Here is a 23,394-nt window from a genome sequence, read left to right on the forward strand (position 1 = left end):
TGTGGATAACTTTATCCACAGGGGTCGCGGGGCCGTTCGCGGTTTGTCGTAGCCATCGGGTTGCATGGGGGCATGACCAACGCAGACCGCGCAGAGCTCAGGGCTTCGGCCGATTCCGTACTTGCCCGACTCGTCGGGGACACCTCAGGCGCTGCACGGCTGCGGGAGGACCAGTGGCGGGCCATCGAGGCGCTCGTCGCCGACAAGCGCAGAGCCCTGGTCGTCCAGCGAACCGGCTGGGGCAAGTCCGCCGTGTACTTCGTCGCAACGTCGCTGCTCCGTGCGCAGGGCAGTGGACCGACCGTGATCGTGTCGCCGCTGCTGGCGTTGATGCGTAACCAGGTCGCGGCAGCGGCCCGGGCCGGAATCAGCGCCCGCACGATCAATTCGTCCAACACGGAGGAGTGGGACACCGTCCAGGCCGAGGTGGCGGCCGGGGAGGTGGATGTGCTGCTGGTCAGCCCCGAGCGACTCAACAATCCCGATTTCCGGGATCAGGTCCTGCCCCGGCTTGCCGCCGCGACCGGGTTGCTCGTGGTCGACGAGGCGCACTGTATTTCCGACTGGGGCCATGACTTCCGGCCCGACTACCGACGTCTGCGGACCATGCTGGCCGACCTGCCCGCCGGCGTACCCGTGCTGGCGACCACAGCCACCGCGAACGCACGGGTGACCGCGGATGTCGCGGAGCAGCTGGGTACCGGCGCGGGTACGGATGCGCTTGTACTGCGTGGCCCGCTGGACCGGGAGAGCCTCAGCCTCAGCGTCCTTCAGCTGCCCAATGCCGCGCACCGGCTGGCCTGGCTGGGCGATCATCTCAAGGAACTCCCCGGCTCTGGGATCATCTACACGCTGACGGTCGCGGCCGCCGAGGAGATCACCGCGTATCTGCGCCAGTGCGGGCACACGGTGGCGTCCTACACCGGCCGCACCGAGAATGCCGACCGCCAGCAGGCGGAGGACGACCTCCTTGCCAACCGTGTCAAGGCCTTGGTGGCAACGTCCGCGCTGGGCATGGGATTCGACAAGCCAGACCTGGGCTTCGTCGTTCATCTCGGCTCGCCCTCCTCTCCCATCGCCTACTACCAGCAGGTGGGGCGCGCGGGCCGAGGTGTCGAGCATGCGGAGGTGCTGCTGCTCCCGGGCAAGGAGGACGAGGCGATCTGGCAGTACTTCGCATCGGTTGCCTTCCCTCCCGAGGAGCAGGTCCGGCGGACGATCGATGCTCTCGCCCAGACCGGCCGTCCGCTTTCGCTGCCGGCTCTGGAGCCGTTGGTCGACCTGAGACGCACCCGGCTGGAGACCATGCTCAAGGTGCTCGATGTCGATGGCGCGGTCAGGCGGGTCAAGGGCGGCTGGGTCGCCACGGGTGAGCCCTGGGTGTACGAGGCAGAGCGCTACGCCTGGGTGGCCCGTCAACGGGCCTCCGAACAGCAGGCGATGCGCGATTACGCGACGTCGACCGGCTGCCGGATGGAGTTTCTGCGGCGCCAGTTGGACGACGAGGAGGCAACCGCATGCGGGCGCTGTGACAACTGTGCGGGAGCCCGTTTCGACGTCCACGTGTCCGATGCGGCCCTGGACGGTGCGCGGGGCGAACTCGGCAGGCCGGGCGTGGAGGTGGAGCCCCGCAAGATGTGGCCTACCGGTCTCGCCGCCGTGGGCGTCGACCTCAAGGGCCGTATTCCTGCCGGAGAACTGTCGTTCACCGGCCGCGCGCTGGGCCGGCTCTCCGACATCGGCTGGGGCAACCGGCTGCGCCCGATGTTGGCGGCGCAGACACCGGATGCCCCTGTGCCGGACGACGTGACGAACGCGGTGGTGAGCGTACTGGCCGACTGGGCCAAGGGGCCCGGGGGCTGGGCATCCGGAGCGGAAGACGCCGCGCCCCGACCGGTCGGGGTGGTCACCATCGCCTCGCACAGCAAGCCGCAGCTCATCCAGTCGCTCGGGAGCCGCATCGCCGAGGTCGGCCGGATGCCCCTGCTCGGCAGCGTCACCTATGCACCAGGGTCCGCCGGGGTACGGATCTCGCAGACCAACAGCGCACAGCGGGTCCGGGCTCTGCACGAAGCACTGATCGTGGAGCCCGAACTGGCCGACGCCTTGGCCACGGCGGGTGGTCCCGTGCTGCTTGTGGACGATCTCTCGGACACCGGCTGGACACTGGCCGTGGCCGCGCGGCTGCTTCGCCGGGCCGGGGCGCAGGGAGTGTTTCCGCTGGTCCTCGCCGTTCAGGCGTGACAGGAGGCGTCATCCGGGCACCGCGTGGGCAGGGATATCAGAGTCATTCCGGCTGATTCCCGTCAGCTGCGCCAATTGCTCGTTGCCGCCTGCCGGTACGCCAGGAAGAATTGGACTCGCTCCCCGCACGGTCCTTTCGCGGCCCGGAAGGGCTGTGCCGCGGTGCGCCCTCACCCGACCCTGCCCGCACCGTGGGCGCGTATGCGAAGGGAGGATCGTGACCTTCGGATTCGCTCCGTCCGCAGACACTTCGATGTCGGCGTCCTCGGCATCCGCCGATTCCGCCAACCGCCTTGCCAGGATGCTCGAACCGGCCGAGTGGGCCGAAGCGGGCATACCGTTGCTGCGCAGTCCCCGCGAGGTTGTCAGCGGCCTGCACACCCGGCACCGACCGACCCCGGCGACGGCTGTCGTCGCCGTACTCGACCATGAGGAACGCCTCACGGCCAGCGCCTCGTTCGCCCGCCGTTCCATAGCCGCGGACGGCTGGGAGTTCCGCAACGCACTGTTGGCGCATCTGCGCCGGGTCATCCCGCACGACCTGCGCCGCCGCACACCTGTCCGTACCGCAGTACTGCTCTACTGCCGCGAGGGCGACGAGCGTTGGACGGAGGAGGACGGAGCGTGGATGTGGGGCCTGCGGGACGCCTGCACATTGCACGGCCTGCGGTGCGGCGCGTACATCACGCTGACCCGCGGCGGCTGGCAGGTGCTCGGCGAGGGCCGGGGCGGGCGTCGGCCCAGCTCCGCATCACAGCCGTCCGCTCTCGCCGACACATCGCTCGACCATGATCCGGTCCCACTGCGCACCGGTGGCGGTGCGGCTCAGGCGCTGCGGCGCACCGCAGCACGCTGACCCGTGGATGCGGACCCGGCTGCCCTGTCGGGCAGCCGGGTCACCATGGTCCTGTGTGCCCTACGGCTCAGACGCCGGCGCCGAGCACCGCGTTGATCCGCTGCGGGTCCCCGCACACGAGCAGCAGGGCACCAGCGCGTTCCCGCGCACCGGACAGTGCGTCGGCAACGGCGTCACCGCCGTCGTCGTTGACGGCGACGATCACCACGGGGCGGGGCTTCACCCGGTCCGTGGCTGCGGCACCGGCGAAGAAGACGTCATCGCCGGCTTCGTGCTGCGCCCAGTAGGCGGCCTCACCGAAGGTGAGTTCGTGCGCGGCCCACGGGTGCTGCTCACCGGTGGTGAGCACCAGGATGTCGCCCGGTGCGCGTCCGGAGTCGAGCAGCAGGTCCACCGCTTCGTCGGCGGCGTCGAGTGCGCCGGCAGCCGAGGCGGGAATCAGCTGGATCTGCGGTGCGGAACGATTCTCCGGCCGGGCCGCCTGCGGCTGACCGGAGGCGGAGTGCGGGCGCTGCACCGGGGGCGCGGGCCTCGCGGGGCCAGGTCCCGGGCGACCGGGGCGCGGCATGGCCGCTGAACGCGGACCGGGTACAGGACGGGGGGTCGACGCGGTGCGGCCTGCGGCCGGAGTGACGCGGGGACCCTGGGCGCTCTCGTGAATCTGAGGCTCCTCGGGGATGAGAGGCATGGGTGGTTGTCTATCAAACGCCGACACGCTAGGCATCAGCGGGTGGGTACATGTGCGCGATCAGAAGTCGAAGCCGAGTTGGCCCCCGCTTTCCAGTGCAGCCGCCTCGGCGGAGAAGCGGACCTTCTTGAGGTGCTGCCACCTGGGCAGCGCGTCGAGGTAGGACCACGAAAGGCGGTGGTGGGGTGTAGGTCCCCACTCCTCCAGCGCGGCCCTGTGCACGGGCGACGGGTAACCGGCGTTGGCGCCGAAGGAGAAGGCGGCGTACTCGCCGGAATCCGCGCCCAGTTCGGCCATCATCGTGTCCCGTCGGACCTTCGCGATCACCGAAGCAGCCGCGACCGCGATACAGGACTGGTCGCCCTTGATCACTGTGCGGACCTGCCAGGGCTGTCCCAGGTAGTCGTGTTTGCCATCGAGTATCACCGCGTCGGGCCGCACCGGCAGAGCTTCGAGGGCCCGCACAGCGGCGAGGCGCAGCGCAGCCGTCATCCCCAGGTCGTCGATCTCCTGCGGAGAAGCATCCCCCAGACCGAACGCGGTGACCCAGCGCTCCAGCAACGGGGCCAGCTCCGCACGGCGCTTGGGGCTGATCAGCTTGGAGTCGGTGAGTCCGGCGGGGGGCCTGCGAAGGCCGGTGACGGCCGCACACACAGTGACCGGTCCCGCCCACGCTCCGCGTCCGACCTCGTCGACACCGGCGACGGTCTTGGCACCAGTGGTAGCGCGCAGTGAGCGCTCGACGGTGTGCGTAGGTGGTTCGTACGGCATGGCGCCTGTCAGCGTACGCCGATGGCGACACCGACAACACCCCGGGGCACCCGACGGTCGTCCCGTCCGCCCACCGGGCCGCAGAACGGATCGCGGCACGGTCATGGGCCCCGGCGTTCAGTTTGCTGCGGTACATACGTCCGAAGAACTCTGCGTACGGAGGCGGTGCTCACAAAGTGTTGTGCCGACGCCGGGAGCACGTCGCTGAGGATCACTTGCTGGAGGCGTTCAGCAGTGCCTGCATCACATTCGTGAAGCACAGAACGCGGCGCGGAGCTCGGGGCCGCAGGGGGCCTGCCGCGTGCCGCACAGGATGTTGGGCACGCCGCCCCGGCCCCCGCGCGCACATCAGGTGCAGGCCGCCCCGTGGCGGCGCGGCCTGCACCTGTGCGGCTCAGCCCACTCAGTACGGGTCGTAAGGGTCGTACTGATCGTCTTCGTCACCGCCGCGGTCACTGCCTCCGCCGCTCGTACGCAAAGCGTTGCATGCCTGCGCCAGATCGTTCGAACTCCGCTTTCTCAGAATGTCCCGGGCCCGCGCCTCGCCCCAGCTGGTGGCGTACCAGGGATCGTCGGAGTCTCGCAGCGACCGTTCAATGTCCATGAGGGCGCAGGAGCGAAGTGGCTCGGGCAGTGTGTCCAGGGCCGGCACGGCGTCGGCCGACAGGCCTCGGAGGTAGTCGATGTCGATCGAGTGGTCGTTGCGGTACCGCTGAACGTTCTGCTCCGCGATCAGCCCGTCGGGCGAGATCAGTCCGAATGCGAGCACGCAGACGGCTGCGCTCGCAGCCACGGCGCGCGGCAGCAGGCGGGCGCCGAACCCTCCGGCCGCCATGATCAGGACGAGCACCACGCCCAGCCAGAGTTCCACCGCGGCCACGGATATCCGCAGCCGCGTCAGACCGTACGCATCGACGTACAGGTCCATACGCCTCAGTGCGGACGCCACGACGATGAGGGTGAGCAGGCACAGCGTGCCGAGCACGCTCCGTACGAGAGTGCGGTCGCTCCCCCGTCCGCGAGGAGCCCAGCGCAGGGCGAGTGCGATCACCAGCAACGTGAGGAGTGTGGCCCAGAGAAGCTGCCAGAAACCCTGCCGGGCGTACTGGGAGTAGCTGAGATCGGTCGCGGCCATCACCTTGTCGTATCCGCCGAGCAGCACAGTGAGCTGGATGGCGATGAAGACGGCGAACAACAGATTCAGCACAATGAGCGGCAGGGCCCATTCCAGCCGCCCACGTGCCTTCCCCGGACGAACGGTGATGCCGTCCCAGCGCACCGGGGCAGCTGCGGTGTACGCGGCGGCGAGCGCACCGATCAGGCCGACCGCGAAGAGGAACAACCGCCAGGGACTGCCGCCCACCGACACGTCGGGGATCAGGTTGCCGAGCACATCGGCGAAGGCGGCATCGGCGCTTGCGAACAGTGCCCCGAACACGATGAGCAGGACGACCGCCACCGCAGTGGTGCGCAGTACCGCGCCCAATCGGCCCCGGGAGCCGGCCATCCGCTCATGCACGCCTCGCCCGCCCCAGGCCAGACCGTCGGCGATGGAGCTGAACAGGCCCAATGAGCCGAGAAACACCCCGAGCCAGCTACGACTGCCGTGCAGGGCGAGTGAGCCCAGTGCGACGGCCGACACAACGGCGAGGAAGGTAGGCCATCCGGCGTCCCGAAGGGCCGGGATGGCAAGGAGCGCCAGGCCACCGACGGCCCAGACAGCTGTCCATGGACGGAGGCGGCGACCGGCCGCCTGCGCGGCGAAGAAGGCCGCGAGCGCTGCGGGGACCGCGACGATCAGCAGATTCAGGCCGAGGCCGTCACCCAGCAGCAGGGCGCTCAGTATCGCGGTGGCGAGGACGGAGTAGAGCGTCGCGCTCTGAATGGTGGCGGGCTTGGCCGGGCGCAGCCGCGAGAGTGCCGAGGCCTGGGGTTTGCCTGGCTGCCAGGGGTTGGGCGGATGCTGTTGCCTGCCCTGTTGTGCGAATGCCGGCACTTTCGGCGGCTCGGGGGCGGCTCCCCGGGGCTCCGGCAGCTGAGCCTTCGACAATGCGGCCGGCTCAGATGTCCCGACTTGACTCGACGGCTCGGACGCCCCGGTCCGACCCGACGGCTCGGACCGCTCGGGGGCATCTTCCGGCCGGGGCGTTTCTGACGTGTGATCGGACATGGGACCCCTCCCCCACCGGGGTCTGCACGCACCGCCGCTGGGCAGCACGGGGGCACCCCGGCGTCTCATTTCGGTGCACGCCCGTCAGGATGATCATCGAGGGCGGCGTGGCCGAAAGAGTAGCTTCCCCTCACAGTTTCCGACCGCGTGAGGAACGGCTGTGGCAGTACCGTGACAGTCGGCCGGCCCGGCTGACGCGCCGCATCGTCGGCGGCGCTGCCGCCGCCTTCGCCCTACCGCGGGAGCCAGTCCGGCAGCTCTTCCGTCTGTACCGACCAGTCGGCGGGCGGTGCGCCTGACTTGCCCGCTGCGACGATCCCACCGACGATCGCACAGGTCGTGTCGACGTCGCCGCCCGCTTGGGCCGTCCCCCAGAAAGCCTGCTCGAAATCGCCGAGGCTCCGCGCCGCCGACCAGAGGGCGAACGGAACGGTGTCATGTGCACTGGTGCGCCGGCCGTTGCCGAGGACCGCGGCAACCGTCCCGGCATCGCCGTAGTCGAGCATGTCGCGTGCCCGGCGCAGTCCTGCACCGACCGCGCTGCGCGGTACGAGCGCGATAACGCCGTCGAGGAGCTCTGTCGGGGTCGGTGGTCCCGCGGTCGCCGCCGCCAGTGAGGCTGCGGCCGCAACGGCCATGGCGCCCACGACCGCCTCGCGATGCTGGTGCGTGGGGTACGAGGAGATCTCGGCCTGGTGTGTGGCCTGCTCCGGGTCGTCCGCGTACCAGGCGCCAAGCGGCGCAATGCGCATCGCCGAGCCGTTGCCCCAGGAGCCCTGGCCCTTGAACAGCGCGGACGCCAGCTCCCGCCAGTCGCCGCCTTCCCGTACCAGTCTGAGCAGCCGGTTCACGGCCGGGCCGTATCCCCGGTCGAAGTCATGATGCTCGGCGAAGGAACGAGCGAGCGCGTCCTGGTCGATTCGCTCGTGCCCCACCAGCACGGCCAGCACCGACGAGGCCATCTCGGTGTCGTCCGTCCACTGCCAGGGGCCGGGTGGAAGTTCGCGCTGCTTCAGCAGCGGATAGTTGGCGGGCACAAAGAACTGGGAGCCCAGTGCGTCCCCCACGGACAGCCCTCGCAGGCTGGCCAGGGCGCGTTCGAAACGTTGGTCGGAAGCAGAGTCAGCGGTTGTCATCGCCCTTCCACTCTATCCGGTGATGCCGTACGGCTCAGGGGTACGCCAGCGCTCGAACGGCCGGTCAAGGGTGTAGCGCCCGTCCTCTCCGAGTATCAGCGTCCTGGTCTCCCCGTTGCCCGGATTGGACAGTGACTCGAACTCGGCCACCGACCAGTGGAACCAGCGCATGCAGAACAAACGCATGGTCAGTCCGTGCGTGACCAGCAGAACATTCGGCGGGGCGTCGGGGGCATCGAAGCTCCGGTGCAGACTCTCCAGAAAGGCCCCGACCCTGTCGTACACATCGGCCCCGGACTCCCCCTGCGCGAAGCGGTAGAAGAAGTGACCGTACGCATCCCGGTATGCCTTCTGCAGCCTCACGTCGTCCCGGTCCTGCCAGTTCCCCCAGTCCTGCTCCCGCAGCCGCGGCTCCTCCCTCACCCGTACCCGCTCAAGGTCCAGCCCGAAGGACCTGAACGTCTCGTGCGTGCGGCGGTAGGGCGAGACGTACACGCTGACCCGCTCGCCGTCGAACACCTCGCGCAGCCGCACGCCCGTCTCCCTGGCCTGCCGCAGCCCTGTCGCGGTGAGCCTCAGCGCATGGTCCGGCTCACGCTCGTACACCGTGTCATCGACGTTGCCCTCGGACTCCCCGTGCCGGACGAGGACAATGCGTTGCGGTCGCGCCATGTACCGACCCTAGAACGGCTGCGTCTCATTCGAGCAATTGCCCGGACTCCATACGACGGATGTCGCCTGTGAAGCGGCGGCGCAGCAGCCGGTCGTGGGAGACCACCACCAGCGCGCCCTGCCAGTGGGCCAGCGCTTCTTCCAGCTCCTGCACGAGTCCGAGTGCCAGGTGATTCGCGGGCTCGTCGAGCAGCAGCAGGTCCGCGGGCCGGGCCAGCAGACGGGCGAGGGCGAGCCGTCTACGCTGCCCCGCGGAAAGCGATCCGACCGGCACCTGGAGATCCCGGGAACGGAACAGTCCGTACGAGAGCAACAGTTCCGCCTGCTCTTCGTCGGTGAGCGGCAGTCCTCGGCCGAATGTCGCGAGCACACGCTCCGCCGGGCGGTGCATGGGTATTTCCTGCGCGAGGTAGCCGATTCCGCCCCGCCGGACGACTCGGCCCGTGTCCGGTTCGAGTACGCCTGCCATGACGCGGAGCAGAGTGGATTTCCCCGCCCCGTTGCCACCGTGAATCAGCAGTCTGTCGCCTGCCGCCACGCAGAGCCGGTCGACTGCGAGCCGATCACCGACCCGTATGTCCGTCAGGGACACCAGTTCCCCTTCGGCCGCGCCGGCGGTGGGCCTAGCGGCGAAGCGCAGCGGGTCCGGCGGCCTGGGGACGGGCTCCTCCCTCAGGCGCTCCAGGCGCTTGCGAGCGTTGCGGATCCGCCCGGACACCGAGGCCTGGACCCGGCCCGCAGCCCGGTCGTACGCCATCTTGTTGTTGTCCTTGATGTCGCGGCCGGCCGCGACACCGTGAGCCGTGGTCGCCGTGTACTCCTCCAGTTGCGCCGTCTCTTCGCACCACTGCGTATAGGACTGCTCCCAGCGCCTCCGCGCGGCGCTCTGCTCAGCCCGGAATCCCGCATATCCACCGCCGTAGCGCACGACCGTCCGGCGGTCGGAGTCGACCTCCAGGACTGTTGTGGCCACGCGTTCCAAGAAGATCCGGTCGTGGGACACGGCGATCACCGTGCCGGGGTGGGACAGCAGGGCACCCTCCAGCCAGTCGAGAGCGGCTCCGTCCAAGTGATTGGTGGGTTCGTCGAGCAGCATCACCTCCGGGGACGCCGCGATCAGGCAGGCGATGCCGAGCCGTGCCTGCTCGCCGCCGGAGAGACTGCCGAGCTTCCTGGCCGGCTCTATGTGTGCCAGGCCGAGGCCGTGCATGGCCTTTTCGACGCGCGCGTCCGCTTCGTAGCCCCCGCGCAGCTCGAACGCCGTGAGCAAGTCTCCGTAGGCGGCAAGCGCGGCACTGTCGGCCGCGCCGAGCTCAGCCTCGACTTCCCGCAACTTCCGCTCCATGGTGCGCAGTTCCGCGAGGGAGTCGTCGATCGTGTCCTGGACTGTACTGCCGGGCGGCAGCCGTGGAGTCTGAGCCAGCAGCCCCGTGCCGCGGTCGGCAGCGGTGAACGCACTGCCGGAATCGGGCTGTTCGAGGCCTGCGAGCAGGCGAAGCAAGGTCGTCTTCCCCGCGCCGTTCTCCCCCACAATGCCGATCCGCTCACCCGGGCGCACGGCCAGCGAGACATCGTCGAGCAACAGCCGTTCACCTCGGGTCACGGTCACGTCGTGCAGTGAGATCTGTGTGGGCAAGGGCGCCTCCGTACTAGGACAACCAACAGGCAGCGGAAACAGCGGCGACCAGTGGGGAACGACCGGTTTCAGCCCACCCCGCCCAGCGACCGCGAGTAAACGCAGTCGATGTCGCATTAAGGCGAGTGTGGCACACTGGAAAGCACTAACGCAACAGGAGTAGCAATTGACTGGACAAGAAGCCGTCCCGGAGACCGCGCAGGAAGCCGTCCCGGAGACCGGCGCTCCGGAAGCCCCGCTCGCCCCCGGCACCCGCCGCCCGGGCGGTCGCACCGCTCGCACCCGGGCTGCAGTCCGGGATGCCGTCCTCACCGGCCTGGTCGAACACGGCTACCCAGGCCTCTCCGTCGAATACGTCGCGGAGCATTCCGGCATCCACAAGACGACTCTCTACCGCCGCTGGGGAAACCTCGAAGGGCTCGTGGTGGACGCCTTGGACCTGGCTGGAGAGGACAGCTGGGCACCACCCGACACCGGAAGCCTGGAAGGAGATCTGCGCGCCCTGGCGCACACGACAGCCGACGCCTTCACCGACCCTGCCGCAGGGGCCGCACCGACCGCGTTCATCGCCGCGGCCTTCCAGTCCCAGCGCGCCGCCGAAGCGCTGAGCGCCTTCTACTCGGAGCGGTTCGCCCGCTGCGAGGTCATCGTCGCGCGCGGTGTCGCGCGCGGTGAACTGGACCAGCACACGAACGCCGGAGCGCTGGTCAGGGCAGCAACCTCGCCCCTGTTCTTCAGGCTGTTCGTCACCCGCGAGCCCTTCGACGGGACACTGGCCGACCAGGCTGCCGACGCGGCGCTGGCAGCTGCCCGAGCGGGCGTCTTCAACACCCCGCCCACCCCGCTCATCTCGGCCGAACCTGCCTGATCAGCGGTCGAATCACCCCGGGCGCGCTGTCCCCGCCGCACCGATCCGTCCCGGCCGATCACACCGTCCAGGACGGCTCAAGCTGTACGACGTCTCCCGCCACCGCCGCCACATCGTCCTCGGTCTGCGCCCGTTGAGTCAGCCGCTCGATGCTCCCCGCCCGGTACTTGCCACGTTCGGCGCTCGACTGCCACATGGACAGCACGAGGAACTCGTGCCCCGGCGCCTCCCCGAACACTCCTCGCAGCATGCCGGGCGATCCGGCCATCGCCGGATTCCACACCCTCTCCTGCATCAATGCGAAATGCTCGACCCGGTCCTCGTGCACCTTGCTGTGCGCCACCCTGACAACATCCGCATCGGTGAAGCGGGGCTCGAAGCCGGTCTTCACATCGAAGCGGTACTCGAACAGCTTGACCTGGATGCTGCTGTACGTGCCGGACTGCGCGGCAGCCAGTCGGTCGTGCGCGCGCGCCATGAACGAGTCGTAGAAGACACGGTTCTCCCAGAAAGCGAAGACGTGCGCCACTTCCGGACGCCCTCGGCTCCACCCGCCGCCCTGTCCCCTGAACCCCGGTTCACCCAGCAGCCCCGCCCACTTTCGCTGTCCCCGTTCAAAACCTCGACGGTCCACCACGGTGCAACGAATCCACTTGACCAGCACCGCGCCATCGTACGGTGCCGAACGTGGCGCGGGTCACGCTCTGATGGAGTACGCCCGGATCAATGGCCGTGAATCGCAGAATGATCTCCATGGCCTCGCTGCACACCAACCCCCTGTTCTCCCGACTCGAATCCGCGGAACGCATCCTCGTCACAGGGGCCGGCGGCGGTTTCGACATCTATGCGGGTCTCCCCATCGCGCTCTCCCTGCTCCACCAGGGCAAGCACGTCCAGCTCGCCAATCTGTCGTTCAGCGCTCTCGAAGGGCTGCCCGTCGATGCCTGGCTCGCGCCGGACGTCGCCGTCATCACCCCCGAAACGGCCCTCCACCAGGCGTACTTCCCAGAACGCACCCTCGCCCAGTGGCTCGCCCTGCACGGCTACCCGAGCAGTGTGCACGCCTTCTCCCGAGTGGGCGTACAACCGCTGCGGGCCGCGTACCGGGCGTTGATCGAGAAGTACGACATCGATGCGGTCATCCTGGTCGACGGCGGTACGGACATCCTGATGCGCGGCGACGAATCCGGCCTCGGCACACCGGAGGAGGACCTGACCAGCGTCGCGGCGCTCGCCGCAATCGACGTACCGGAACGCCTGGTTGTGTCCATCGGCTTCGGTATCGACGCATACCACGGGGTGAGTCACGGCCTCGTACTGGAGAACATCGCCGCACTCGAACGCGACGGTTCCTGCCTCGGCGTATTCTCCGTATCCCGTACGACACGCGAAGGCGCCCTCTTCGTCGATGCGGTGGCACACGCTCAGCACCACACCCCTGACCACCCCAGCATCGTCAACGGGTCGATTGCCGCAGCCGTCCAGGGAGCCTTCGGAGACGTCCAGTTCACCTCGCGCACCCGTGGCAGCGAACTCTTCATCAACCCTCTGATGACACTCTGCTTCGCCTTCGAGCTGGACGGGGTGGCCCGCAACTGCCTCTATCTCGACCGCATCGAGCACACGCATCTCATCCGACAGGTCAGCAGCGCCATCGAGATCTTCCGGGAAGAGGTCCGCCAGAGACCACCGCGCCGGATTCCGCACTGAACCGCCGAACCGACAGTGGCCCGATTCCGCCGCTGACGGCCAAGCCGGTTGGATCCACGGTCGGTTACAGACATGATCGGGTGGTGTGAACGGCCCGACGACGGCCCAGCGGCAAGCCAGGGAGGCAAGTCCGATGAGCACGCCCAACAAGGACATCGAAAAGGTCGAAGTCAGGCTCAAATGGGATCCCAGCCCTCCGGGTGCCCCGGCCCATGACCTCGACATCATCGCGGCGGCCTACCTCGCGGCGGCGCCGTACGGCAGCCCCGCGTATCTCGTGCACTTCGACAGCCGCTCACCGGACGGCACCATCACCCTCAATCGCGACAGCAGGACCGGCCAGGGCCTCGGATTCGACGAGGTCATGACTCTGGAACTGGACCGGTTGTCGGCCACATACACCCGGGTTGTCGTAGGCGTCGCCATTCAGCAGCGCGACGGCCGCAGGACATTCGCCGAAATAGCGAACACCGGCGTTCAGGTTCGGGAGGGCTACACGAATCTCGCGGAGGACGACTTCTCCGCGGTCGGCGCCGCCACCGCGGCAACCGTCGCCGAGTTCATCCGCGGTGCCTCCGGCGTCTGGGAGTTCCATGGATCGGTCCGGGGCTTCGACGGGGACCCCGATTCGTTCGCCGGAATGATGGGAAGCCGTACGCCCGGAACGTGACACGTCACAGGGCACGGTTCACGCAGCACACATCCCGTCCCTGCCCCCCCGGAGCTGCGGCACGACGAAGGGGACCGACCGCCGGTCGATCCCCTTCGTACGAGCTGCTGATCAGCTGGGCGCGCGGGCTACGTCGGACGTTGTGCCCCACGCATCGGCGCCCGGCGTCAGCTGCAACCGCTGGTCGAGCCGCAGCCCTCGCAGATGTAGCAGGATCCGGCGCGCTGCATCTTCGTACCGCAGGAGAAGCAGAGCGGTGCGTCCGCGCTGATGCCCAGCTGCATCTCGACGAGCTCCGCCGAGGTGTGCGCCGTCCTCGGGGCCGGCTTCTCGGCCTCCTGCACGGCGGCCACCGCCTTCAGGGGCTCCGTCTGCACCGGGGCGGACTGGGCCAGGCCTTCGACGTCCAGCTCGTCGTCCTCCAGGGAGGGCTCGTACGAACCGGTGTCGAGGTGACGCTGACGCTCCTGCGCCGAGTGGATACCGAGTGCCGAACGGGTCTCGAAGGGCAGGAAGTCCAGCGCGAGGCGGCGGAAGATGTAGTCGACGATCGACTGCGCCATCCGCACATCAGGGTCGTCCGTCATACCGGCCGGCTCGAAGCGCATGTTGGTGAACTTCGAAACGTACGTCTCCAGCGGGACGCCGTACTGCAGACCGACCGAGACGGCGATGGAGAAGGCGTCCATCATGCCCGCGAGGGTGGAGCCCTGCTTGGACATCTTCAGGAAGACCTCGCCGAGACCGTCGTCCGGGTAGGAATTGGCGGTCATGTAGCCCTCGGCGCCGCCCACCGTGAAGGAGGTGGTGATGCCGGGACGGCCCTTGGGGAGGCGCTTACGGACCGGGCGGTACTCGACGACCTTCTCGACCGCGGTACGGATGGTCTCCTCGGCCTTGGCCGTGACTGCAACCTCTGCGGGCTTTTCCTTCTCCTTGGTCTTCGCGGAGAGGGGCTGGCCGACCTTGCAGTTGTCACGGTAGATCGCGAGCGCCTTGACGCCCATCTTCCACGCCTCGAAGTAGACCTCTTCGACGTCCTCGACGGTGGCCGTCTCCGGCAGGTTCACCGTCTTGGAGAGCGCGCCGGAGATCCACGGCTGGATCGCGGCCATCATGCGCACGTGGCCCATCGCGGAGATGGAACGCTCGCCCATCGCGCAGTCGAAGACCTCGTAGTGCTCGGTCTTCAGACCGGGGGCGTCGATCACATTGCCGTGCTCGGCGATGTGGGCGACGACCGCCTCGATCTGCTCCTCCTGGTAGCCCAGGCGGCGCAGGGCCTGCGGGACGGTGCCGTTGACGATCTGCATCGAGCCGCCGCCGACCAGCTTCTTGAACTTGACCAGGGCGAGGTCGGGCTCGAGGCCGGTGGTGTCGCAGGACATCGCGAGACCGATGGTGCCGGTGGGCGCGATGACCGAGGCCTGCGCGTTGCGGAAACCGTTCTTCGCGCCGAGGCGGATCACGTCCTGCCATGCCTCTGTCGCGGCGGCCCAGATCGGGTTGTCCAGGTCGTCCACGTGGACGGCCACGGCGTTGGCGTCGGCGTGCTGCTTCATGACGCGCTGGTGCGGCTCGGCATTGCGGGCGTAGCCGTCGTACGGACCGACGACCGCGGCGAGCTCGGCGGAGCGCTTGTACGAGGTGCCGGTCATCAGCGAGGTGATGGCACCGGCGAGGGCGCGGCCGCCGTCGCTGTCGTACGCGTGACCGGTCGCCATCAGCAGGGCGCCGAGGTTGGCGTAACCGATGCCCAGCTGGCGGAAGGCGCGAGTGTTCTCGCCGATCTTCTGGGTCGGGAAGTCGGCGAAGCAGATGGAGATGTCCATCGCGGTGATGACCAGCTCGACGACCTTGGCGAAGCGCTCGGACTCGAAGGACTGGTTGCCCTTGCCGTCGTCCTTGAGGAACTTCATCAGGTTCAGCGAGGCCAGGTTGCACGAGGTGTTGTCCAGGTGCATGTACTCGCTGCACGGGTTCGAGCCGTTGATCCGGCCGGACTCCGGGCAGGTGTGCCACTGGTTGATCGTGTCGTCGTACTGGATACCCGGGTCGGCGCAGGCCCAGGCCGCCTCGGCCATCTTGCGGAAGAGGGACTTGGCCTCGACCTCTTCGATGACGTCACCGGTCATCCGGGCGCGCAGCCCGAACTTGCCGCCGGACTCGACGGCCTTCATGAACTCGTCGTTCACGCGGACCGAGTTGTTGGCGTTCTGGTACTGGACGGACGTGATGTCGTCGCCGCCCAGGTCCATGTCGAAGCCCGCGTCGCGCAGGGCGCGGATCTTCTCCTCTTCCTTCACCTTGGTCTCGATGAAGTTCTCGATGTCGGGGTGGTCGACGTCGAGAATGACCATCTTGGCGGCGCGTCGGGTGGCACCACCGGACTTGATCGTTCCGGCGGAGGCGTCGGCACCGCGCATGAAGGAGACCGGGCCGGAGGCGTTGCCACCGGAGGACAGCAGCTCCTTGGAGGAGCGGATGCGGGACAGGTTCAGGCCGGCGCCGGAGCCGCCCTTGAAGATCATGCCCTCTTCCTTGTACCAGTCGAGGATCGACTCCATGGAGTCGTCGACGGCCAGGATGAAGCAGGCGGAGACCTGCTGCGGCTGGGGCGTACCGACGTTGAACCAGACCGGCGAGTTGAAGCTGAAGATCTGGTGCAGGAGGGCGTACGCCAGCTCGTGCTCGAAGATCTCGGCGTCCGCGGGAGAGGCGAAGTAGCCGTGGTCCTCGCCGGCCTTGCGGTACGTCTTCACGATCCGGTCGATGAGCTGTCGCAGACTGGTCTCGCGCTGCGGGGTACCGACGGCCCCGCGGAAGTACTTGCTGGTGACGATGTTGACCGCGTTCACCGACCAGAAGTCGGGGAACTCGACGCCACGCTGCTCGAAGTTGATCGAGCCGTCGCGCCAGTTGGTCATGACGACGTCACGGCGCGCCCACGCCACCTCGTCGTACGGATGTACGCCGGGGGTGGTGTGGATGCGCTCGATACGCAGACCCTTGCTCGACTTGGATCCCTTGGCTCGGGAACCTCGTGCCGGGCCGCTCGCCGTCTCTGTCATGCCGCCTCCCATATGTGGGCAAAAACGCCCTGAAGTGCCCAGAACTTCCCGGGGCACAGTCTGTCTCTGATGCTTCGGGCGCCACGCACAGCGCCCGGAGCAGGTCTATTTACAGCCGCCCTGTCGCCGATCCACGGACCTGTGTCGATCGGCCGGTGCCGCTCAGTCGGCGGCGACGGCGGGAACGGGGACCTCAAGGGTCTCGCCCCTCCCGCGCTCCTCCACGGGAGGCCGCCGTTCGCGGAGTTCCGCGATGGCGGCCTCGAAGTCTTCAAGTGTGTCGAACGCCCGGTACACGGACGCGAAACGCAGGTACGCGACGAGGTCGAGTTCCTGCAGGGGGCCGAGGATGGCCAGACCCACGTCATGGGTGGTCAGCTCGGCGCTGCCGGTGGCACGCACCGCCTCCTCGACCCGCTGGCCGAGCTTGGCGAGGGCGTCCTCGGTGACCGGCCGCCCCTGGCATGCCTTGCGCACGCCGGAGATGACCTTGGTACGACTGAAGGGTTCGGTGACACCGCTGCGCTTCACCACCATCAGCGAGCAGGTCTCCACCGTCGTGAAACGGCGGGAGCAGTCGGGGCACTGACGGCGACGACGGATCGACGTGCCGTCATCGGTGGTGCGACTGTCGACGACCCGGCTGTCGGGGTGCCTGCAGAAGGGGCAGTGCATGGCTCCCAACCCTCCTTCACAGCACGACGAAATAGCCTCTTCAGGGCCCGTCAGGGCCCCTCGAAGCAGTCACAAGCATAGGCGATGGCCGCACCCCCGACGGACCAGGGACCACAACTTCTGGGCGGCCGGAACAATCCAACCACTAGATCTTGGGTTTGGCCGCGCATTCGGCCCTAGCGCGTGTCGCGCATCGCGGGCGGACCGCAGGCAGCGTACGACCGAGCACGAGGTTACGGGAACCGTGCGGCTGCCAGGATTGCGGGGCTCCTGCTGCCAGACTCGGACAAGGACGCGGAGACCACCCCGCTCGGCGGCGCCGCGCCGGCGAGCGCTACCGTAATAGTCCGAATTGCCGGTCGGTCCAAGGGGTCGACCCAAGCAGGATCCCGGTCACTCCGGCCGTCCCGCATACACCCAGAGTTGAACGCACGACAGACTTTTATTCGTTTTTCACTCGAACGTGTGTTTGGCGCAACCTTTCGAAAGCTACTACCGTTGTGCAGCTAGGGAGACCATTCGAGAGGGGCCGACGTGACCACCACCGCAGACAGTGCCACCATCACTGCCCAGGACCGCTCCCAGAGCCGACTCGAGCCGGTGCATGCCATGAATGACTCAGTCACGAACACGGAGGGGCCGGAGCCCGCGCGCCCAGCGCGCTCGTTGCCCGGCCGACCTCCAGGTATCCGAGCGGACAGCTCTGGGCTCACGGACCGGCAGCGGCGAGTGATCGAGGTGATCCGGGACTCCGTGCAACGACGCGGGTACCCGCCCTCGATGCGGGAGATCGGTCAGGCGGTGGGCCTGTCCAGCACGTCCTCCGTCGCCCATCAGCTGATGGCCCTGGAGCGCAAGGGTTTCCTGCGTCGCGACCCCCATCGCCCGCGGGCGTACGAGGTCCGCGGTTCGGACCAGCCCAGCTCGCAGCCCACCGATACGACCGGGAAGCCGGCAGCGTCGTATGTGCCGCTGGTCGGCCGGATCGCAGCCGGTGGCCCGATCCTCGCCGAGGAATCGGTCGAGGACGTCTTCCCGCTCCCCCGCCAGCTGGTCGGTGACGGAGAGCTGTTCGTCCTCAAGGTCGTCGGTGACTCAATGATCGAGGCGGCGATCTGTGACGGCGACTGGGTCACCGTGCGCCGCCAGCCCGTCGCGGAGAACGGCGACATCGTGGCAGCCATGCTGGACGGCGAGGCCACGGTAAAGCGCTTCAAGCGGGAGGACGGCCATGTGTGGCTGCTCCCGCACAACTCCGCGTACCAGCCGATCCCGGGCGACGAGGCGACGATTCTCGGCAAGGTGGTGGCGGTGCTGCGGCGGGTGTGAAGACTCGCCTGTTCCGACCGGGCCCCGGGATCCACTGCGCCGATCCCGGGGCCCTGCCTGTGCCGCCGGACGCCCGGGGCGGGCTACTGGTCGTCGGCCTTGGCTGCCGCGTCGATCGCCGCGAGTGAGCGGCGCGCCTGGTTACGGTCGGTGGTGTACCAGAAATCCGGCAGTGAGGCGCGCAGATAGCTGCCGTACCGGGCGTTGGCCAACCGTGGATCGAGCACCGCGACCACGCCCTTGTCGCCCGTGGCCCGTACGAGCCGGCCGGCGCCCTGAGCCATCAGCAGCGCGGCATGCGTCGCCGCGACCGCCATGAACCCATTGCCTCCCGCCTCCTCGACCGCCTTCTGACGTGCGCTCATCAGCGGGTCGTCGGGGCGCGGGAATGGGATCCTGTCCATGACCACCAGCTGGCAGCTGGCCCCGGGCACATCGACGCCCTGCCAGAGCGACAGCGTGCCGAAGAGGCAGGTCTCGGGATCGGCTGCGAAGTTCTTGATCAGCTCTCCGAGAGTCTCCTCGCCCTGCAGCAGGATCGGCTTGTCGAGCCGGCCGCGCAGTTCCTCGGCAGCTGCCTGGGCCGCCCGCATGGACGAGAACAGCCCGAGGGTGCGCCCGCCCGCCGACTCCACCAGTTCGGCGAGCTCGTCCAGCATGTCGGTGCGGGAACCCTCCCGACCGGGCGTGGCCAGATGCCTGGCGACGTACAGGATTCCCTGCTTCGGGTAGTCGAACGGCGACCCGACGTCGAGCCCCTTCCACTGCGGAATGTCGTCCCCCGCTGTGCCTTCGGGAGCGAGTCCGAGCGACGCCCCCACCCCGTTGAAATCCCCGCCGAGCTTCAGCGTGGCCGAGGTGAGGACGACGGACCGCTCGGCGAAGAGCTTCTCGCGCAGAAGTCCGGATACGGAGAGCGGGGCGATCCGTACAGAGGCGCCGAAGCGGTCATGGCGCTCGTACCAGACGACGTCGTACTCCGAGCCCTGGGTGATGCGCTCGGCAACGCCGTGAATCGTCTCCACCGATGCGAGTGCCTGCTTGCGGACGGCGTCCTCGTCCTGGACGGACTTGTCCCGGGTGGTACCCAGGGCCGAGATCACCGTACGCGCGGCGTCGCGGAGCGCCAGCAGTGCGTAGCCGAGATCCTCGGGTACCTCTTCCAGGCGGCCGGGGAGCGCCAGCTCCATCACTCGCTCGAAGCCCTCCGACGCGCTCTGCAGGGCGTCGGCCGCCTTCTCGTTGACCAGCTTCGCCGCTCGGCGCACCGCGCGGTTGACCTGGCCGGGGGTGAGCTCGCCGGTGGCCACTCCGGTGACCCTGGAGACCAGCTCATGGGCCTCGTCGACGATCAGCACCTCGTGCTGCGGGAGCACCGGAGCGCCCTCGATGGCGTCGATGGCGAGGAGGGCGTGATTGGTGACGACGACATCGGCGAGCTTGGCGCGCTCACGGGCCTGCTCCGCGAAGCACTCCGCGCCGTACGCGCACTTGCTGGCGCCCAGGCATTCGCGGGAGGAGACGGAGACCTGCGCCCAGGCACGGTCGGAGACTCCCGGGGTGAGGTCGTCGCGATCACCCGTCTCGGTCTCGTCCGACCAGTCCCGCAGCCGCAGCAGATCCTGACCGAGCTTGCTCGACGGGGCCGCTGCCTCGAACTGGTCGAAGAGCCCCTCCTCCTCGTCCTGCGGCACTCCTTCATGGAGCCGGTGCAGGCAGAGATAGTTCGAGCGGCCCTTGAGCATGGCGAACTGGGGGCGGCGACGCAGCAGCGGATGCAGGGCGTCGACCGTACGCGGAAGGTCGCGCTCCACGAGCTGTCGCTGCAGCGCCAGGGTCGCCGTCGCCACCACGACGCGCTCTCCGTGCGCCAGCGCGGGCACCAGGTAACCGAGGGATTTGCCCGTGCCGGTACCGGCCTGGACGAGCAGATGGGCATTGTCGTCGACAGCCTCTGCAACGGCCTCGGCCATGGCGGCCTGGCCGGGCCGTTCCGTACCACCGACGGCGGTCACGGCGGCGTGCAGGAGCTCGGGGAGGGATGGCTTTGTCATAGCCCGACCACCCTACGGGGCACCACTGACAACGACGGTCACTCCCGGACTCAGACGGAGGGGTGGAGCGGGTTGGGAACGGTTCCGTGGATGGCGGCGTGCGGGCGCCGGGGGCGGTCCCGGTAACCGTCGACGTGCAGGCGGTTGCGGTTCAGACAAAGGCGTTCAATGCGCGGGGTCAGCATGTCGAACATCTCGAACCGCTCCTTGAGCTCGGGAAAGCGGGCGTGGTACCGCAGGATCTCGGCCCGCACGAGTGACCAGAAATCGGCCTCCGGAACTCCCAGCTGTTCCTCGCACAGCGGGGACAGGAAGCGGAAGACACCGATGAACAGTCCGGAGTGGATGAACTGGGTGAGGAAGGAGGGCTCCTCGGTGAGCAGGATGCGGCGTACGTCCTCCGGCATCGACTCGTGCTCCGGCAGTGGCTGGGCACTGATGTTCACATCGTCCACGAAGTCCTTGATCGCCAGGCGCACCGGTACGTCCTGGTCGTCGAAGACGACGATGGCGTTCTCGCCGTGCGGGGAGAACACGGTGCCGTAGCGGTAGAGGAAGTGCAGCAGCGGCGGGAGCAGCGCGGCGAAGAGCCGGATCAGCCATGCGGTGGGCGTCAGCCCCGAGCGGGCGACGAGCTCGGCCGTGAGGGCGCGGCCCTGTGGATCGGTGTGGAGCAGCGAGGCGAGGGTCCGGGCCCGTTCGCCCGGCGCGAGCCGGGGCTGGAGGGGTTCTCGCCAGATCGCGCCGAGGATCTCCTTGAACTGGTACGGAGTCTCCGGAAGGTGGTCGTAGAGCGGGTGCTCGACGGTCACGGAGGCCACCTCGCCGAGCAGGATGACCCCGCAGGTGTCGCGCAGAAAGGCGTCCCGGTCGCGCAGACCCTGGACCCAGGTGGTGACGGCGGGGGCCGCGAGGGTGCGTTCGGTGGGCAGGCCTCGCCAGACCAGCGTGTTGAGGATCGACAGGGGCAGTTTGACGGTGTGCCGGTCGGGGCGGGCCACGTTGGTGAAGGTGCGGATGGACTGCTGCGGCAGCCGGAGGTCCGCGTCGGTGTGGAGCGGAACGATGTCACCTGCGGCGATGGCCGGGGCGAAGACCGGAACGATCCATTCGTCCCACTGCCAGGGGTGCACGGGAAGGCAGAGATAGCTGCCGGGATCGAGGTCGCGGGCGCGGAGCACGGCGGCGAAGGAGTCACGGACCGGCGGGTCGAGTTCCTGTACGTACAACTGCTCCGGTGTGGCCAGGCCGGTCACCCCTCGGTAGGCCGCGATCCGGGTGGAGACGGCGATCCACGGCAGCCTGACCGGCCTGCGTGCCTCGGGTGTGTAGCGGGAGGCGTCGGCGGCGGAGAAGCCGAGGCGCCCCTTGTTGGCGACGAGCCAGGGGTGGCCTGTCTGGTGCCCTTCCAGCTCGGCGTAGTCGAGGTCGGCCAGTCGGGCGGCGGGGAGCGCGGTGTGGTCGAGCCGGGCGTCGGCGGCGAGGGTGGTGGTGATCTCGCGGATGAGATGGCCGAGGGTGGCGCCGTCGATCCCGAGGAGGTGGCGGGCGCGGGCGAGGAACTGCAGCGGGTCGCGGAAGGGGGCGGTGCCGGTGTTCCGGTCCTGGAGCGGCTCGGCAGGCGCGCCCCTGTCGCTGTCCCGCGTCGAGTCGGCCGGTGCGTCACGGGCGCTCCCGCGCGTCTCCAGAATGGAATCGGGTGCGATGTGCCAACTGCCGTACACGCCCCGCCGGGCGCTGAAGCTCAGGATTCCACCGTCGTCGAGCCCGAGGGTGTACGTATCGCCCCCGTCGGCCTGCCCGACCGGCTCGATGACTTCCTCGTAGGCGAATTGACCGAGCATCTTCGCGAGCAGTCGGGCGGCGGCTCTGTCCCAGACCGTCCGGTTCAGTTCTGGCGTGCTGAGCAGCGCGGCAGATTCCGCTGAATCATGGCTCGCAGGATATTTCGGCACGGGGACTCCTCGGGATGGAACCGATGGGGTTCGAGCGGTATATGCAATGCAGCAGATTGTTCACAGCTGGGCACGGTGAGTTCGGTCGCGGACCATCAGGGCAGCTCGTTTGTCGGGGAGTTCGACTTCCGCGGAGAAGCGGAAGCCTGCGCTCAGGAAGGCGGAGACGGAGGGGGTGTTACGCAGATCGGGCTCTGCGACAACACGTGCGCACAGGGGGCGGTTGTCGAGTACGAGGTCGGAGACGGCTCGGAGCAGGATGGTGCCGACCCCGCGTCCGCGGTTGTTCACACCACCGATGAGGAGGTGGATTCCGGTGTCGTGCGGTCGAGCGGGGTAGTGACGCGCCAGCGGATCGAGATCCGCGCGGTAGATCTCCCAGTAGCTCATCGGAATGCCTGCCAGCACGCCGAGGCACGGGACGCTGCGTCCGTCGCCGTCGAGTTGAGGGCGCAGATGGTCGGCTGTGACGGCTTCGGATCCGGCGAGTTCCCAGAACGCGGCGACTGTTGGGTCGTTCATCCAACGGCTGATCACGGGGAGATCGCGTTCCAGCCGCACGGGGACGAGTTGGAACACTCCGGCCGGGGTGGTGACCGGTCCCCAGTCGGCAGGGTGGTCGAGCAGATCGGAGGCGGCCGACCCGCTGATGGTCGCCTGCGTTCCTGCGGCCGGGCCCGCGTCGTCCGGTTCGGATGACGCGGACGCGTTCGACGGCAGGGGGCGTGTTGCGGTGGCCGGTGTGTCCTCGCCGAACAGGGCGAGGAGTTCTTCGGAGAGCGGCAGGTCCAGGGTGTCCTCGGCGCCCATGTCGGCCTGTGGGGCAGGGCCGGTACCGGCGTCGGTGTGCGCATCGGCGGGAGCCACGGTGTTGCTCTCCTCTCGGCGG

18 protein-coding genes are annotated in these 23,394 nt (G+C 68.5%); 6 read left to right on the forward strand and 12 right to left on the reverse strand.

Annotation, left to right across the window (positions count from 1 at the left end):
• Positions 1–72: 72 nt before the first annotated feature.
• On the forward strand, positions 73–2,244 hold the full coding sequence (locus ACGFU7_RS28695) for a RecQ family ATP-dependent DNA helicase (protein WP_393699466.1): 2,172 nt from the start codon (positions 73–75) through the stop codon (positions 2,242–2,244).
• A 217-nt stretch (positions 2,245–2,461) separates the two neighbouring features.
• The gene (locus ACGFU7_RS28700; RefSeq protein WP_393699468.1) at positions 2,462–3,100 is read left to right on the forward strand and encodes a hypothetical protein; all 639 of its coding nucleotides are present in this window, start codon (positions 2,462–2,464) and stop codon (positions 3,098–3,100) included.
• 67 nt (positions 3,101–3,167) lie between these two features.
• Here ACGFU7_RS28700 and ACGFU7_RS28705 read toward each other — a convergent pair whose 3' ends face one another.
• The 6 genes from ACGFU7_RS28705 to abc-f all read right to left on the reverse strand — a co-directional run bounded on the left by ACGFU7_RS28705 (position 3,168) and on the right by abc-f (position 10,173).
• Entirely contained in the window at positions 3,168–3,788 is a 621-nt protein-coding gene (locus ACGFU7_RS28705; protein WP_393699470.1) for a hypothetical protein, read from the reverse strand.
• A gap of 60 nt (positions 3,789–3,848) precedes the next feature.
• Positions 3,849–4,559 carry a ribonuclease HII gene (locus ACGFU7_RS28710; RefSeq protein ID WP_393699472.1) on the reverse strand — a complete coding sequence of 237 codons (711 nt, stop codon included), beginning with the start codon at positions 4,557–4,559 and terminating at the stop codon, positions 3,849–3,851.
• Between the two features lie 403 nt (positions 4,560–4,962).
• Positions 4,963–6,729 (reverse strand): DUF4153 domain-containing protein, encoded by a 1,767-nt coding sequence (locus ACGFU7_RS28715; RefSeq protein WP_393699474.1) that lies wholly within the window; start codon positions 6,727–6,729, stop codon positions 4,963–4,965.
• A gap of 233 nt (positions 6,730–6,962) precedes the next feature.
• Positions 6,963–7,865 (reverse strand): ADP-ribosylglycohydrolase family protein, encoded by a 903-nt coding sequence (locus ACGFU7_RS28720; protein WP_393699476.1) that lies wholly within the window; start codon positions 7,863–7,865, stop codon positions 6,963–6,965.
• Positions 7,866–7,877: 12 nt separating this feature from the next.
• Positions 7,878–8,537 carry a histidine phosphatase family protein gene (locus ACGFU7_RS28725; protein ID WP_393699477.1) on the reverse strand — a complete coding sequence of 220 codons (660 nt, stop codon included), beginning with the start codon at positions 8,535–8,537 and terminating at the stop codon, positions 7,878–7,880.
• 25 nt (positions 8,538–8,562) lie between these two features.
• The gene (gene abc-f, locus ACGFU7_RS28730; protein ID WP_393699479.1) at positions 8,563–10,173 is read right to left on the reverse strand and encodes a ribosomal protection-like ABC-F family protein; all 1,611 of its coding nucleotides are present in this window, start codon (positions 10,171–10,173) and stop codon (positions 8,563–8,565) included.
• Between the two features lie 166 nt (positions 10,174–10,339).
• On the opposite strand from abc-f, the gene ACGFU7_RS28735 reads away from it, so the two are divergent.
• Complete coding sequence (locus ACGFU7_RS28735) at positions 10,340–11,041, forward strand: TetR/AcrR family transcriptional regulator C-terminal ligand-binding domain-containing protein (protein WP_393699480.1); 702 nt, start codon at positions 10,340–10,342, stop codon at positions 11,039–11,041.
• Positions 11,042–11,099: 58 nt separating this feature from the next.
• Here ACGFU7_RS28735 and ACGFU7_RS28740 read toward each other — a convergent pair whose 3' ends face one another.
• On the reverse strand, positions 11,100–11,705 hold the full coding sequence (locus ACGFU7_RS28740) for a YdbC family protein (protein ID WP_361448102.1): 606 nt from the start codon (positions 11,703–11,705) through the stop codon (positions 11,100–11,102).
• Positions 11,706–11,794: 89 nt separating this feature from the next.
• Between ACGFU7_RS28740 and ACGFU7_RS28745 the strand changes: the two genes are divergently transcribed.
• Positions 11,795–12,751 (forward strand): DUF1152 domain-containing protein, encoded by a 957-nt coding sequence (locus tag ACGFU7_RS28745; RefSeq protein ID WP_393699481.1) that lies wholly within the window; start codon positions 11,795–11,797, stop codon positions 12,749–12,751.
• A gap of 133 nt (positions 12,752–12,884) precedes the next feature.
• Positions 12,885–13,421 carry a TerD family protein gene (locus ACGFU7_RS28750; protein ID WP_393699483.1) on the forward strand — a complete coding sequence of 179 codons (537 nt, stop codon included), beginning with the start codon at positions 12,885–12,887 and terminating at the stop codon, positions 13,419–13,421.
• A gap of 167 nt (positions 13,422–13,588) precedes the next feature.
• On the opposite strand, the gene ACGFU7_RS28755 is transcribed toward ACGFU7_RS28750, so the two are convergent.
• The gene (locus ACGFU7_RS28755; protein ID WP_393699484.1) at positions 13,589–16,492 is read right to left on the reverse strand and encodes a vitamin B12-dependent ribonucleotide reductase; all 2,904 of its coding nucleotides are present in this window, start codon (positions 16,490–16,492) and stop codon (positions 13,589–13,591) included.
• Positions 16,493–16,654: 162 nt separating this feature from the next.
• A complete protein-coding gene (gene nrdR, locus ACGFU7_RS28760; RefSeq protein WP_093898913.1) occupies positions 16,655–17,167 on the reverse strand; it encodes a transcriptional regulator NrdR in 513 nt (170 codons plus the stop codon).
• Positions 17,168–17,701: 534 nt separating this feature from the next.
• Here nrdR and lexA point away from each other — a divergent pair.
• Entirely contained in the window at positions 17,702–18,496 is a 795-nt protein-coding gene (lexA, locus tag ACGFU7_RS28765; RefSeq protein WP_277328760.1) for a transcriptional repressor LexA, read from the forward strand.
• 83 nt (positions 18,497–18,579) lie between these two features.
• Here lexA and ACGFU7_RS28770 read toward each other — a convergent pair whose 3' ends face one another.
• Genes ACGFU7_RS28770 through ACGFU7_RS28780 form a run of 3 tightly spaced genes read right to left on the reverse strand, consistent with a single transcriptional unit; the run spans position 18,580 to position 23,372 of the window.
• Positions 18,580–20,550 (reverse strand): ATP-dependent DNA helicase, encoded by a 1,971-nt coding sequence (locus ACGFU7_RS28770; RefSeq protein ID WP_393699486.1) that lies wholly within the window; start codon positions 20,548–20,550, stop codon positions 18,580–18,582.
• A 50-nt stretch (positions 20,551–20,600) separates the two neighbouring features.
• Positions 20,601–22,505, reverse strand: coding sequence for an IucA/IucC family protein (locus ACGFU7_RS28775; RefSeq protein WP_393699488.1), 1,905 nt, complete (start codon positions 22,503–22,505; stop codon positions 20,601–20,603).
• A 60-nt stretch (positions 22,506–22,565) separates the two neighbouring features.
• Positions 22,566–23,372 (reverse strand): GNAT family N-acetyltransferase, encoded by an 807-nt coding sequence (locus ACGFU7_RS28780; protein ID WP_393699559.1) that lies wholly within the window; start codon positions 23,370–23,372, stop codon positions 22,566–22,568.
• Positions 23,373–23,394: the final 22 nt, after the last annotated feature.

It is taken from the genome of Streptomyces sp. NPDC048473, assembly GCF_043200155.1.
Lineage (GTDB): Bacteria > Actinomycetota > Actinomycetes > Streptomycetales > Streptomycetaceae > Streptomyces.

Bases quoted from the DNA above. Each gene is read 5' to 3' on its own strand.
- ACGFU7_RS28750 (WP_393699483.1), top strand. From the start codon at position 12,885: ATGAGCACGCCCAACAAGGACATCGAAAAGGTCGAAGTCAGGCTCAAA.
- ACGFU7_RS28725 (WP_393699477.1), bottom strand. From the start codon at position 8,537: ATGGCGCGACCGCAACGCATTGTCCTCGTCCGGCACGGGGAGTCCGAG.
- ACGFU7_RS28720 (WP_393699476.1), bottom strand. From the start codon at position 7,865: ATGACAACCGCTGACTCTGCTTCCGACCAACGTTTCGAACGCGCCCTG.
- ACGFU7_RS28770 (WP_393699486.1), bottom strand. From the start codon at position 20,550: ATGACAAAGCCATCCCTCCCCGAGCTCCTGCACGCCGCCGTGACCGCC.
- nrdR (WP_093898913.1), bottom strand. From the start codon at position 17,167: ATGCACTGCCCCTTCTGCAGGCACCCCGACAGCCGGGTCGTCGACAGT.
- ACGFU7_RS28715 (WP_393699474.1), bottom strand. From the start codon at position 6,729: ATGTCCGATCACACGTCAGAAACGCCCCGGCCGGAAGATGCCCCCGAG.
- ACGFU7_RS28755 (WP_393699484.1), bottom strand. From the start codon at position 16,492: ATGACAGAGACGGCGAGCGGCCCGGCACGAGGTTCCCGAGCCAAGGGA.
- ACGFU7_RS28710 (WP_393699472.1), bottom strand. From the start codon at position 4,559: ATGCCGTACGAACCACCTACGCACACCGTCGAGCGCTCACTGCGCGCT.
- ACGFU7_RS28745 (WP_393699481.1), top strand. From the start codon at position 11,795: ATGGCCTCGCTGCACACCAACCCCCTGTTCTCCCGACTCGAATCCGCG.
- ACGFU7_RS28695 (WP_393699466.1), top strand. From the start codon at position 73: ATGACCAACGCAGACCGCGCAGAGCTCAGGGCTTCGGCCGATTCCGTA.
- ACGFU7_RS28705 (WP_393699470.1), bottom strand. From the start codon at position 3,788: ATGCCTCTCATCCCCGAGGAGCCTCAGATTCACGAGAGCGCCCAGGGT.